Source organism: Draconibacterium sp. (genome assembly GCF_041583095.1).
In the GTDB taxonomy this organism is placed as follows: domain Bacteria; phylum Bacteroidota; class Bacteroidia; order Bacteroidales; family Prolixibacteraceae; genus Draconibacterium.
Genome location: NZ_JBFHGM010000126.1, coordinates 1 through 13,678 on the forward strand (window position 1 = coordinate 1; position 13,678 = coordinate 13,678).

Annotated in this window: 13 protein-coding genes and 1 riboswitch; of the genes, 9 read left to right on the forward strand and 4 right to left on the reverse strand. The window is 40.8% G+C overall.

The genetic code is table 11. The annotated features are described in order from the left end of the window. A partial coding sequence (locus ABZB17_RS12705; protein WP_372650724.1) for a hypothetical protein occupies positions 1 to 267 on the forward strand: 267 nt, incomplete at its 5' end. Between the two features lie 18 nt (positions 268 to 285). Here the strand turns inward: ABZB17_RS12705 and ABZB17_RS12710 are convergent. Then, complete coding sequence (locus ABZB17_RS12710) at positions 286 to 1,779, reverse strand: T9SS type A sorting domain-containing protein (RefSeq protein ID WP_372650725.1); 1,494 nt, start codon at positions 1,777 to 1,779, stop codon at positions 286 to 288. Between the two features lie 163 nt (positions 1,780 to 1,942). Then, positions 1,943 to 2,081: riboswitch (molybdenum cofactor riboswitch) on the forward strand. Positions 2,082 to 2,124: 43 nt separating this feature from the next. Here ABZB17_RS12710 and ABZB17_RS12715 point away from each other — a divergent pair. From ABZB17_RS12715 to ABZB17_RS12740, 6 genes are all read left to right on the forward strand, one after another. After that, entirely contained in the window at positions 2,125 to 2,673 is a 549-nt protein-coding gene (locus ABZB17_RS12715) for a hypothetical protein (RefSeq protein WP_372650726.1), read from the forward strand. After that, complete coding sequence (locus ABZB17_RS12720; protein ID WP_372650727.1) at positions 2,670 to 3,845, forward strand: molybdopterin molybdotransferase MoeA; 1,176 nt, start codon at positions 2,670 to 2,672, stop codon at positions 3,843 to 3,845. Before ABZB17_RS12715 ends, ABZB17_RS12720 begins: the two co-directional genes overlap by 4 nt. Next, positions 3,829 to 4,629 carry a GTP 3',8-cyclase MoaA gene (locus ABZB17_RS12725; protein WP_372650729.1) on the forward strand — a complete coding sequence of 267 codons (801 nt, stop codon included), beginning with the start codon at positions 3,829 to 3,831 and terminating at the stop codon, positions 4,627 to 4,629. Before ABZB17_RS12720 ends, ABZB17_RS12725 begins: the two co-directional genes overlap by 17 nt. Positions 4,630 to 4,632: 3 nt before the next feature. Next, positions 4,633 to 5,079 (forward strand): cyclic pyranopterin monophosphate synthase MoaC, encoded by a 447-nt coding sequence (moaC, locus tag ABZB17_RS12730; protein WP_372650730.1) that lies wholly within the window; start codon positions 4,633 to 4,635, stop codon positions 5,077 to 5,079. Positions 5,080 to 5,087: 8 nt separating this feature from the next. Continuing rightward, the gene (locus ABZB17_RS12735; protein ID WP_372650731.1) at positions 5,088 to 6,026 is read left to right on the forward strand and encodes a molybdenum cofactor synthesis domain-containing protein; all 939 of its coding nucleotides are present in this window, start codon (positions 5,088 to 5,090) and stop codon (positions 6,024 to 6,026) included. Between the two features lie 104 nt (positions 6,027 to 6,130). Beyond that, positions 6,131 to 7,741 carry a dipeptidase gene (locus ABZB17_RS12740; protein WP_372650732.1) on the forward strand — a complete coding sequence of 537 codons (1,611 nt, stop codon included), beginning with the start codon at positions 6,131 to 6,133 and terminating at the stop codon, positions 7,739 to 7,741. A gap of 62 nt (positions 7,742 to 7,803) precedes the next feature. Here the strand turns inward: ABZB17_RS12740 and ABZB17_RS12745 are convergent, their stop codons facing one another. Next, a complete protein-coding gene (locus ABZB17_RS12745; RefSeq protein WP_372650733.1) occupies positions 7,804 to 8,220 on the reverse strand; it encodes an NUDIX domain-containing protein in 417 nt (138 codons plus the stop codon). Between the two features lie 236 nt (positions 8,221 to 8,456). Further along, positions 8,457 to 9,242 carry a C40 family peptidase gene (locus tag ABZB17_RS12750; RefSeq protein WP_045033325.1) on the reverse strand — a complete coding sequence of 262 codons (786 nt, stop codon included), beginning with the start codon at positions 9,240 to 9,242 and terminating at the stop codon, positions 8,457 to 8,459. 203 nt (positions 9,243 to 9,445) lie between these two features. Between ABZB17_RS12750 and ABZB17_RS12755 the strand changes: the two genes are divergently transcribed. Beyond that, positions 9,446 to 11,518 carry an HD family phosphohydrolase gene (locus ABZB17_RS12755; protein WP_303918120.1) on the forward strand — a complete coding sequence of 691 codons (2,073 nt, stop codon included), beginning with the start codon at positions 9,446 to 9,448 and terminating at the stop codon, positions 11,516 to 11,518. 75 nt (positions 11,519 to 11,593) lie between these two features. Next, positions 11,594 to 13,003 carry a S41 family peptidase gene (locus tag ABZB17_RS12760; protein ID WP_372650734.1) on the forward strand — a complete coding sequence of 470 codons (1,410 nt, stop codon included), beginning with the start codon at positions 11,594 to 11,596 and terminating at the stop codon, positions 13,001 to 13,003. An 84-nt stretch (positions 13,004 to 13,087) separates the two neighbouring features. On the opposite strand, the gene ABZB17_RS12765 is transcribed toward ABZB17_RS12760, so the two are convergent. After that, positions 13,088 to 13,678: NigD-like protein (locus ABZB17_RS12765; protein WP_372650735.1), on the reverse strand; the 591-nt coding region annotated here is incomplete at its 5' end.

A 13,678-nucleotide genomic window follows, 5' to 3' on the forward strand; every position in this document is an offset into this window, starting at 1 on the left:
ATCACGCACATGCACCGCATTCCCGGAATGCGCGGTAGTTTTGCCATGAGTGTGGCTGCTGTTTTGGGTATCAGTTCGGTGTTAATGACCTATTTTGGAGTAAATTATTACCTGTCAGGATTACATTCGTATGCACAAGGCGAAGCGGCTCCAATACCTTCAGGTGTTTATATTGCAGTGGCAGTTGTAGCACTGGTAATTGTTTCAGCCTATTTCGCTGAAAAAACAAATCCGATTGTAGAAGAGGTAGAACATTCCGAAGAATAAAAAATAAGCAAGGGCAGATTAGTATTTTATAAATTTGCCCTTGCTTATTTTTTTCCCTGATTCAAGTATTTCAATCAAATAGTAACCTGGTTTTAAATCCGATACATTCAGTTTCATCTCTGCACTAATATTCTCATGAATCAAACTTCTTCCCCAAATGTCGAATACAATACACTCAAATTGATGTAATGCTGGAGTTTGAACCCGGATATAATCAGTAGCCGGATTAGGAAATAATTTTAATTCTGCCAGAGTTTCATTATTGATGCCTACCTGAATACTTTGACTGAAATGATAGGTAACATCTCCGCTTTCCAGCCATTCTCCTCCTGAAAAAGAAGTAGATTCCAGTTTATCAACCACTTGGGTGTTGTAAACTAACATTGGTAAAAACGACAAAATGAATTCCCGATTTTCCAACTCACCAGGAGCAATAGCGTTTTCAGAAAAGTATTTCGTATTGTTTGCATCAATCCACTCATTATCCCAGTTTTGAACCTGTACTTCATGAACAAGAGTTTCACTAATTTGATCGAAATGCCGTTTGCGGGTAAGTTCCAACCAATTATCAAGGTCGTAATCCCAGCTGTAAAGTGTTTCGGTAGTTAAGTTCATCAATCCATCATAATCATAGCTTAATTTACGATCTGGAATAAAATTATCTTCTCCCCACCCTTCAACATATTCGGTTATATCAGACAAAAGGTTTTGCTCATTATAAGCGTATACAATTTCATATTTTTTGGATTTTACCATTTCGTAGCTATCGTAATCATAAGCCATCTCCTCAGAAATATTACCCAGCGAATCATAATTGTATTCTAATATTTCAAATGTCGACCAGCGATCATAAAACTGATCCCATTTCATTGTATTCACCTGTTTAAGACTGTTCAACGAATCATAGCTATACTGCAGGCGCGAAACCTTCTCCCAATCATCATATTCATCAAATTTTTCTTTACTCCATTCTGTTGCAAGCAAACCGCCTTCGTATGTATAGTACTTTTTGGTGAACATTCGATAGTTAATGGTTACGTATTCCTGAAATTCCACAGAATCCAAACGCCCTTCATTCCCGAAAAAATAATAGTTTGCACTACTAATCAACCAGTGTCCATCGTCATTTTTCCATTTATAATCTTTTGTGATCAGCGTTTGTCCGTTATTTGAAGTGGATAAAGTTTGCCGGCTCACATTCTCTGTTTGTCCGGATATTTCATTCATTTCACGTACCACTATACTGTCTAAAGTCCAAAGGTTTGCAGAATTCGCATCTCCACTTTTGATGGGTAATTTGAACTGATGCAGAAAATTCGTTTTTGAAAGATGATCTTTGGTTTGCAGAACTACTGCTTTATTTTTGATATGGCTGGTAATTATATCCTTCGACAAACGGTATTCATAAACACTCGCGGAATCAACTTTACCAAAGTCATCCTGCATTTCTTGTGCATACAAAATAAAAACCGCCAAATTTAGTACCAGAAATACTATTGTTTTTTGAACCATACAATAAATCTTAAACGGTTTAAATATACTAAATCGCGTTTACTCCTGATGGATTTCAAAACCTAAAACTATCCAGGATAAATGCCTCGCATACTTATCGAAAAACAAAATGCTTTTCAGCACTTTTCAAACATTCACATCCACACATCTAGATTCTTTACTATATTTGTCCCGGCTCCGAGCCAATCTTCCTAAAGTGTAAACCAGGGAATTTTGGCCGATGGGATTACCCGGAAACAGGTTGTCCTCCCGCATCCCGGCAAGGTCGGGGTAAATTGGAAAGGAGAAAGAGCACATTTTGCATTGGGCGAAATGAAGTTCCTTCCCTTCCCTGGAACATATTAAATGACACAAGTAAAAAAAGATACCAAAATCGATTATCCGAACTTGCTATTGATTGCAGGTAACGGAAGAAATGTGGGGAAAACCTACTTTGCCTGTCGCGTAATAGAGTCATTATCAAAACAAGCTTCAATTACAGGACTTAAAATCACCTCGCATATTCACGAGCACAACAGCAAAGATGTACTTATAAAATATGAGCACTTTGTTATTTTGCAGGAAAAGCAGATTACAGGAAAAGACAGTTCGCTGATGTTACAAGCCGGCGCAAAACAGGTTTTCTTTGTAATGGCCGATCCGGAATATCTCCCTGAAGCTTTTGAAAAACTATCGGCTTATCTACCCGAAACACCCATTGTGTGCGAGTCGGGAGGACTACATGAAATTATTAATCCGGGTTTGTTCTTTTTTATTCAATCAACCGGAACTGTTGTAAGAAAACCACATCACCTGATACACAATCCGATAATTGTGAATAATGACGGAGAAAAGCTTAAATTTGATTACACTAAAATTCAGCTCATCAACAATAAATTTTCATTTGTTTCATGAACCAATTCGAAAAAATACAACAGCTAATCGGCAATTTTACACCGTTTTTCCCAACCGAAAAGGTACAGCTGAAAGATGCCTTTAACCGGGTACTACAGGAAGATGTAGTGGCTGATTTAAATATGCCACCTTTCAATAAATCAGCGATGGACGGTTATGCCTGTCGACTTGAAGACATTGCCAATGAGTTGGAAGTGCTGGAAGTGATAAATGCCGGTAAAATCGCATCTGTTAAAATTGAGAAAAACCAGTGTGTTAAAATTATGACCGGCGCTGCTGTTCCGCCTGAATGCGATTGCGTTTTTATGGTTGAAGATGCTGAGGAACTTTCTGAAAACAAGGTACGTTGCACAAATCCTAAAACGAAAAAGAATATTTGTTACCTGGGTGAAGATTATAAAAAAGGCGATGTACTGCTAAAAAAAGGTACGCTGATTAATGTTCCGCAAATGGCAGTGCTTGCCGGAGCAGGTTATGCAGAGGTGTTGGTTTCAAAACGCCCGAGAGTAACTGTAATTGCCACCGGCAGTGAGTTGGTTTCTCCATCTGAAACGCCAAAACCAGGACAGATTCGGAATAGTAATTCCAGCCAGGTGATCACCCAGCTCAGGAAAATGAATCTTGAGATTGTGGCTGATCTCATGCTGCTTGACGACTACGAATTGCTCACGAAAAGCTTTAGCAAAGCACTGGAATCGAGCGATTTTGTCTTATTTACAGGCGGAGCATCCGTTGGCGATTTCGATTTTATTCCTGAAATATTAAAAGAACAAGGATTTAAAATATACTGGGATCACACGGGCATTAAGCCAGGTAACCCAATGACTTTTTCAGAAAAGGATGGCAAGTTCGTTTTTGGACTTTCCGGAAATCCGGTATCGTCATTCGTGCAGTTTGAGTTGATTGCCAAACCGGTGATCTGCAAATTACTCGGAGCCAACTACGCACCGCTACGTGTAAAAGCCCCAATGAATTTTACTTACCAGAGAAAAAGAGCCAATCGACTGGCAATAATTCCGGTTGTTATCAATGAAAATGGGGCAATTTCGGAAATCCCGTTTCATGGATCGGCACATATAAATGCTTTGGCTTTTGCAAATGCTTTGCTCGAGGTGCCGCTTGGCGTTTCAAGCATTCAAACCGACGAATTTGCATATGTACGACCGCTTTAACAGACATATCAACTACCTGCGTATTTCGGTTACCGATCGTTGCAATTTCCGGTGCGAATACTGTATGCCCGCCGAAGGTTTGCCCTTAAAAAAACATGAGGATATTCTTTCATTCAACGAAATCACCAACATCGTAAAAGCAGGAGTAAAACTTGGAATTAAAAAACTCCGCATTACCGGAGGAGAACCATTGTTACGCAAAGATCTTCCGGAACTGATCAGTATACTTTCAGCGATTCCCGAGATCGAGGATATTGGAATGACCACCAACGGTGTTCTTTTACCGCGTTACGCCAAAGCTTTAAAAGCGGCTGGGTTAAAACGGGTGAATATCAGTCTGGATACCATGAATCCTGAAAAATTCAAAAAAATTACCCGGATTGGAGAGCTTAACGATGTTCTGCGCGGAATAGACGCAGCAACCGAAGCCGGACTTCTTCCGGTGAAAATAAACTTTGTACGTATTCCGGGCGAGAATGAAGAGGACGAACAGGAAGTACGGGAATTCTGCCAAAAGAAAGGACTGAAGTTGCGTTTCATTCGCCAGATGGATTTACGCACCGGCGAGTTTTATGCCGTTGACGGCGGTTTAGGTGGCATTTGCACAATATGTAACCGCCTGCGTTTAACTGCCGACGGATTTATCGTTCCGTGCCTGCATTCTGGACAACGATATAGCACCCGCGAATTAGGCATTGAAGAAGCATACAACCAGGCCCTGGAAAACAAACCGGAAAAAGGAGTAGGAACAGAATCACACGATTTTTCAAATATTGGAGGATAAAATATGAACCAATTATCACATATCAACGACGAAGGAAAAGCCAATATGGTGGATGTGAGCCACAAACCGCAACAGGTACGCACGGCCAAAGCATCGGGATTTATTGCCTTACAAACCGAAACCATTCGGCTGATTAACGAAAGCCTGATAAAAAAAGGCGATGTAATTACAATTGCGGAAATCGCCGGAATTCAGGCCGCAAAAGAAACATCAAGGCTGATTCCGCTTTGTCACCCACTGCAGCTTACCAAAGTGGAGGTGAAAGCAGAAGTTCAGGAAAATGGCGTGTTGGTAAAAAGTTTGACCAAATGTATCGGGCAAACCGGCGTTGAAATGGAGGCATTAACTGCTGTGAATGTTGCATTGCTGACCATTTACGACATGTGTAAAGCTGTTGACAAAAACATGGTAATCGGAGACGTAAAACTTGACTTTAAGGAGAAAATATAAATACAGAAATGGAAGCACAGACCTGCAAAATAAAATCACTAAATATTTCGGAGAAAAAAGGTACGATCAAAACTCCGCGCAAAGCACTAAAACTAAACCTTGATGGCATTGAAGGTGATGCGCACGCCGGGAAATGGCACCGACAAATAAGTCTTTTAGCTGCAGAAAGCATTAAAAGTTTTGAAGGAGAACTAGGCCGCGAAATTAAATATGGCGAGTTTGCCGAAAACATTACCACAGAAGGAATTGCTGTGCATAAAGCCATGCCTTTTGATCGGTTCAGAGCAGGAGACGTGGAGCTGGAAGTAACACAGATCGGGAAAAAATGCCACGGAGATAACTGCGAAATTTTTCAACTGGCAGGGAAATGTGTAATGCCAAAAGAAGGGATTTTTTGCCGGGTAATAGAACCGGGAGTGCTTTCGGAAAATGATACGATGGAATATATTCCAAAAACATTCCGTATAAAAGTTATTACGCTCAGCGACCGCGCATTCCATGGTATTTACAAAGACAAAAGCGGGCCACTACTTGAGAAACTTAGTAAAGACTTTTTTGCATCAAAAACATACCTGTGCGAAACTTCGCGCACTGTAATTCCTGACGAAAAAGAGTTATTGGAAGCCGAACTACAAAATGCTGTAAACGATGGATTCGATATCATTTACACAACCGGAAGCACCGGAATTGGTCCTCGCGATATTGCCCCGGTTATCATCCAAAACTTTATCGATTTGGAAATTCCGGGAATTATGGATCACATCCGGTTGAAATATGGCGCGGAAAAACCCAATGCGCTACTGAGCCGATCGATTGCCGGAGTTAAAAACAAAACACTGGTATTTTCGTTGCCGGGCAGTACTAAAGCCGTAAACGAATATTTAACCGAAATTCATAAAATTCTGATGCATTCGTTTCTGATGCTTAACGGAATTGACGGGCACTAACAACCGCAATAATTTTGTCAATCTTTCAACAATATTCTTCACATAATGTCAAAATAATTTGCTCCGCCTGCCAATTCTATTAAATTTGAGCAAAACTTTGCACTATGTTACGAATATCTTTACTCGTGATGCTGGTACTGTCATCAGCATCATTTTTGTTTGCCCAACCCGACGATAACAGGAACGAAAGCTGCACCAGCATCATGTTTGGAAAAGATGCCACCGACGACGGCTCGGTGATTACGGCACACACCTGCGACGCGTATTACCGCACCTGGGTAAATTTTGTGTCGGCTCAAAAATTCGACCGCGACACAACTCACAATGTTTATTGGGGAACCATGCACACGCACACCGCATGGAGTATGGACGGTATGGAGCTAAAAGGAGAAATTCCCGAGGTACGCGAAACCTACGCGTATTTGAACACCGCTTATCCGTGTATCAACGAAAAACAACTGGCCATTGGCGAAACAACAATTACCGGTCGCAAAGAATTACATAACGAAAACGGTCTTTTCCTGATTGAAGAACTGGAACGTATTGCACTGCAGCGTTGCACAAAAGCACGCGATGCCATAAAACTGATTGGCGAACTGATTAAAGAATACGGTTTTGCCGACTACGGCGAATGTATAACCATTGCCGATACAAAGGAAGTTTGGCAGCTGGAGATTTTTGGCGAAGGCCCGGATAAAGTTGGTGGCGTTTGGGCTGCCCAACGTATTCCGGATGACCATGTGGGAATATCCGCAAATATTCCAAGAATAGGCGAACTCGATCTTGATAATCCGGACTATTATATGGCTTCCGACAATGTTTTTGAGGTAGCCAAAGAGCTGGGATACTGGGATGGAAAAGAAACATTTAAGTTCTGGAAGGCCTACAGCGGAGAAAAACCATTTGATATTCGCGAGTATTTTGTGCTAAGTTCGATGGCCCCCGGTTTGAACCTAAAATTCGATGCCGATGAATTGCCGTTCTCGGTGAAAGTGGAGAAAAAAGTGAACATCAGCGATGTGATTGCGCTGTACAAACAAACCTATGACGGTACCAAATACGAAATGATCCGTAAGCTGAAAGTTTCGCACAAAACGAAGAACGACGATGGCGAAGAAGTAACCGATACGATTATCAGTCCGGCGGCACACCCCTGGCTGGCAAAAGATAAGCGTGATTTGATGAATGCATTGGAAGAGAATTCGGTTTATCGTCACCGCCCCATTTCGGTGCAGTATTGTTCGTACTCATGGATTGCACAATTACGCGATGATCTGCCCGATGAAATTGGCGGCAAAGTGTGGTTTAGTCTCGATATTCCGCGTTTATCGCCACGTGTGCCCATTTATTGTGGCAACCTGAGTTTACCCGATGCTTACAACTATTGCGGACATAAACATTTTAGTCGCCAGTCGGCCATGTGGGCATTTACCCGCGCCAACCGTTTGGCTCTGGTAAACTGGGGCACCGGAAAAGAGCTAGTTGAGCCGGAAGTTACTGCCTTTGAAAACCAGGTACTGAATGAAACGGAATTTGTTGAAAGTCGCGCCATGGAGTTGCTGAAAAAAGACAAGGAAAATGCAGCAAATGGTAATCCTACTCAATTGTGCCGCGAATATCTGACCGGTTACAGTAACGCTTCGTTACGCTCGGCAATAAACCGCTGGTGGGAACTTGGCGACAAACTCTGGGTTGATATGCGTTGGAAGTTTTAGAAGCATTCTAATTATAGAAAACGAAGTAGCGGTATAGATTTCATAATTCTTTACCGCTATTTTTACTTATAGAAATCGGCTAAAATTTCAGCATGATCAAAAGCCAGTTCGGGTAAATCATTAATTGAAAACCACTTTGCCTGCGCAGCATCATCGCTGCCTATAACCGGCTTTTGTTCTTTCAACTGAACCGAATAAACCACAGAAATTGTGCGATGACGCGGATCGCGGTTGATGGCATCATAAGCCCTGAACTGCTGCATCTTTTCCACCTGCAAACCGGTTTCTTCTTCCAACTCACGAATACATGCTTTTTCCAGTGTCTCGTCCAAATCAACAAAACCGCCAGGCAAGGCCCATTTGTTTTTGTAGGGCTCCCTCCCTCTCTCAATCAGCAAAACGAAAGTTGTTGGTTCGGATTTTACGTAAACGATGGCATCAACGGTAAGGGCTGCGCGTGGATATTTATAAGTATACATTTTAAAGGATTAAGGATGATTGCGAAAGATTAAAATAAGGAAATAGTGTAGAACCTTGAAAGTCATCAGAATTCAGGCATAGCATTAATCAAATCTACACCAACCTTTTCAATCTGATTCAGATTAACCATTTATTCACCAGTTACTTTTTGCGACCTGTTTTCCAGTGTTTTACTACCAGGTAAACGGCGGCTACAAAAAGGGCAACATAAATAACAAACTCAATGTGTTCCATTTTATTCAATTATTTTTTTCATTACGCGCATTTTGTGGGTATAACGTTGCGTATCGATATTAAAAATTCCAAACTGATCGACATTATCGATACGCACCTTCCCCGATGCATGAATGATTTTATTACGTTTCCAGATAATCCCCACATGAACAATATTTCCTTCCTCGTCGTCGAAAAAGGCAAGGTCGCCTGGTTCAGCTTCATCAACAAAACTCATAGCCGTTCCTATTTTTACCTGCTCGCTGGCATCACGTGGCAATTTAATGCCAATCATCTTGTAAATTATTTGGGTAAAACCACTGCAATCAACACCAAAAGGAGTTCTTCCTCCCCACAGGTAGGGCGCATTAAAGTATTTCAACGCTTGCTGAATGGCAATCTCCCGTTGATTTTTTAAATTCCCATAAATAACTTCACCGGTAGCCAGGTAGGTGTCCTGTATAACCGAAAACTGCTTTAAATAGGGCCGCCAAACCGGCAATGTACTTCCGGCTGCCAGCATCAGGTTTTGCTCTTCGTTAACCGGAACAATGGTGATAATATCGGATGTTACGGCAGTTGGGCTTTTTTCAATTTTGTTTAAAGTGCGGGCATTTATCGGTGTAATCATCTTTGTATCAATCCAACCTTCGTAACCGTCGTAGGCCAACTTAACGTTCGTCCAGCCTACCATTTGCTCGCGCATTTCAAAGTGTTCGCCAAAAAGAATCTGAGTAACCATTTCGCTTTTTTCAGAAGGCTCGAGCCGAACCGGAATAATACTTAAATTGGAAATGCCGTAGTTCATCAATATTTTCTTAATTTTATTTTGTAAAACAGGAATAGCCCTGTTTGAAGCGTATAAACACAAAACTAAGAAAAAATGGGCTTTACAAACTTATCTGCAAACCTTATTTGTCAACGAAATATTAAGAGTTAGTTTAAAAAGAAGCAGATGAGAGTAATGGTATTTTAAATCAAAATTTCGATATTCGGTATATGAAGAAATTAATGAGAAAACTAAAAAGCTACACCCGACTGTTTTTACAGCTGTCGTTATTTGTACTTACAGCAGTGGCTTTGTATTTAATTTTGCCCGGAGAGCCAAAGTTTAAATACGAGTACCAAAGGGGATTTCCGTGGCAACACGAAAACCTGGTGGCACCTTTTGACTTTGCTATTTTAAAAACGGCAAACGAACTGAATGATGAAAAAACAGAGCAAATCAGTTCGCTTGTTCCCTATTTTTCGAACGATACAACCAAAAAAAGTGAAAGTGTAGCACGTCTTCGTCAGGATCTGGAATTGGATATTGACACTACAAATACCGCAAAAAAAAGAATATTTGAAGCTTTATCAACAAAACTCGATGAACTGTACGGAAACGGGATTCTGCTTTTTTCAATAGATATTTATGAAGAGCTGAAGGGAAAAGAAGAGATTAATAAACGTACCGGAAATATTGTTCAGAAAGAAGATGTAGACCAGTTGTACTCTGAAAAATCGGCTTACAATGCCCTGTTAAATACACGCCAAAATCTGGTAAGCGAAGGCAATAATTTCCCGTGGCTGACCAATCTTAATCTGGACCGGTATATAACCGCAAACCTTTCGTACGATAGCGAAACCAGCCAGAAAGAAATTGATGAGATAACACAATCCATATCGGCCACGCGCGGAATGGTAAAACAAGGGCAGCGAATTGTTTTGCAGGGAGAAATTGTAGATGCCGAAAAATATCAGATGCTGGAATCGTTAAAAGCCAGTTATGAAAAAGAACGGGGTAATGATGTAAACCGCTACATGGTGTCTATTGGTAAAGTGTTGCTTATTTCGGTTCTGCTCAGCTTTATTTTTGTTTTCCTTTTGCTGTACCGTCGCGATATACTCCAGCACCTCAATAAGTTAAGTTTTATGCTGATGTTAATGGCAGGAACTATTTTACTGTCGAATTTTATCAACACCTTCCCTAACCTGCACATTTATATGGTTCCCTTTGCGGTGTTCCCGATTATGATCCGAACATTTTTCGATTCGCGAACGGCCATTTTCACACTCATTATCACCACACTGTTAATGGGGTTTTATGCGCCTAATAATTATGAATTTATACTACTGCAAGTGTCGGCAGGCCTAATTGCGGTTTTTAGCCTCAATAAAATGCATCGCCGCGTTCACCTCGTTTTGGCAGCCTTGTGGGTATTTTTAACCTATCTGGTTGTTTTTACGGCACTAAACCTAATTCACGAAGGAACATTTATTTCCTACGATTATTCGATGTTAAAATGGTTTGCCATTAGCAGTGTGCTAATCCTTTTGGTATATCCGCTGGTATATATTTTCGAAAAACTATTTGGATTTGTTTCGGATGTAACCTTAATCGAAATATCGGATAGTAACCAGCCATTATTGCGAAAACTTGCCGAGCAGGCACCTGGTACATTTCAGCACTCGATGCAAATTGCCAATCTTGCCGAAGAGGTTATCCTTCGTATTGGAGGAAATCCTTTTTTGGTACGCGCCGGTGCCCTTTACCACGATATTGGAAAAATTGGCCGACCGAACTTTTTTATCGAAAACCAGGCCATGGGAATGAATCCTCACGACCGGATCAGTCATTTAAAAAGTGCAGAAGTAATAATAGACCACGTAAAAAACGGAGTTAAGATGGCACAGAAACATAAACTTCCGGCTGTTATTATCGAGTTTATTGCCACGCACCACGGAACAACAAAAGCAAAATATTTCTATCTGAAACATCAGGAACTAAATCCTGATCAGGAAGTTGATGAAGATGCTTTTGCTTATCCCGGACCTCTCCCACGCTCTAAAGAAGCTGCCGTGGTTATGCTGGTTGACGGAATTGAAGCGGCATCGCGAAGTATGAAAGAGAAAACACACGAAAATCTGAAGGCACTTATCAACAGTATGATTGATAAGAAAATTGAAGATAAACAACTGGATGATTCAGACCTGACGTTCAGCGATATCAATACAATTAAACGTACACTTTTAGAAAAACTGATAAATATTTACCATATCAGAATTGAATATCCTAACGAGAAAAAGGAAAAAAAGCAGTAGAAATAAACGAAAACGACCCTTACTGCGTTTAATAAGAATGCTTAAAAAGAAATTATGGACGTAAGAGAATACATTATGAAAAATTTAGTAAAATCAACATTATTGTTATTTGTAGCTGTGGCTGTTTTTACAGCCTGCTCAAAAGATGATCCCACTCCTGAAGGACCGGAGGCCTCGGAATATACCAAAAAGGTAAATCGTTTCATAAAAGCCGCTATGGATGACCGATATTTTTGGAACGAAGATATGCCCAATCTGAATTACAATTACGAAACCGATTCGAAAGAATACTTTTACAAACTGTTAGACGAAGACGATAAATTCTCGTGGATTACAGATGATGTGGAGGCGCTGTTAGCAAGTTTTGAGGGAGATGAGAAGTCGTTTGGCTGGTCGCTCGCCTTTTATAATATTACCGACATTGGAAAAATTGTTGCGGTAGTGGAATTTGTATATCCCGAAACTCCTGCGTCGGCAGCAGGATTTCAGCGCGGAGACATACTACTTAAGGTTAATGGCAATAGCTTATCTGAATCAAATTACAAAGACTTGCTAAACCTCGATCAGGTTGATGTTACCGTTGGCATTCCTTCAGGAAACGATATAGTTGCAGACACCACAATACGATTGTTGTCCGACCAGCTTTCGCTAAATCCGGTGTTAACCACCAACGTAGTACAACACGATGGACGGAAGATAGGCTACCTGTTTTATGCCCAGTTTATTCCCAACTATGATAGCAACCTCGGTGCAGCATTTCAAAGCTTTATCAGTCAAAATGTTAACGACTTAGTGGTTGATCTTCGATATAACACAGGCGGCATGATTTCATCTGCCCAATATCTTGCTTCGTGCATAGCCCCTTTAAATGTAGTAGATAACAACGAAATACTTGTTACATATAAGTGGAACAGGTACTGGCAAGAGTACTGGACCGACCGACAAATTATGAGTCAATTGGAAATGTATTTTAATAACCAGGTGCCATTCAAAATGGGGCTAAACAAGGTATATTTCCTCACCGGATCTCACACGGCATCGTCTTCAGAACTCACCATAACCGGCTTAAAACCTTATATGGACGAAGTGATAATGGTGGGCGATACTACATACGGAAAATATGTAGGCTCACAAACCTTACTACCTGAAATGTATCTAAACGATGCAGATGCGGAGGAAATTAGTAACTGGGCAGTACAACCTATTGTTTTGCGTTATGCTAATTCGGCCGGTGTTACTGACTTTAAAGATGGTTTTGCGCCGGATATTCTGGTAGAGGATAACTTATTTAATGCTTTTCCCTTGGGCGATAAAAACGATCCATTATTTAAAGCCGCCATTGAAGATATTACCGGAACACCTGTTGTAGCCATGAAAAGTGCACCTAAAGTAAGTTTCAACTACAAAATGATTGATCGTGGTTTTTCACGTTTCGATGAAAACAAACGCAATGCACCAATTGGGTTGATCAAACTGAAGGAATAGGCAAAAACAAAGAATTATAGAAACACAACCATAAAAAAAGGTGCTCGAAATGAGCACCTTTTCTGTTTTACACTGTTTAATTTTTTATGGTGTGGGTAATTCCAGATTGCTATAATTAAACACGCCACTGTCTTGATAAGCAACACCATCATAATCGGTTGCAATCACTTCAAAACGTACCGAATCAAGACCATCCACGCGCAAACTATTCAAACTAAACGATACATAAGCGGTATAAGGAATCGACTCCTGATCGTCGTTTGCATTGTGTCTCAACTCCAGCAGAAACGGCTGATCGTCGGCAGTTAATTCTCCCGGTTCTTTTACAAGGTTTAAAAAGTGGGTTTTATTGTATCCCCAGTATTTCAACCTAAAATTCAGCAAACTATCCGAAATCCAGGCATCTTGAACAATTATCGGGTCGTTACCAATACTGTCTTCAATCTCTTCGGTAATGTCCATAATTCCTTTCATCAAAACATCGCTGATATCATTTACCTTTACAAGGTAACGTTCTACTGCACTGCTGGTATCATCCTCATCTAAAATCGTATAGTTCACCAAAACACGGTCGCCATCAGAAAAATGAGAAGACCAACCAGGGCTTGACGCAGCGACAGGAATCAAAACAGAACCGTTGTCCATTACCAAACTAACTGCTCCGGCATCATCTCC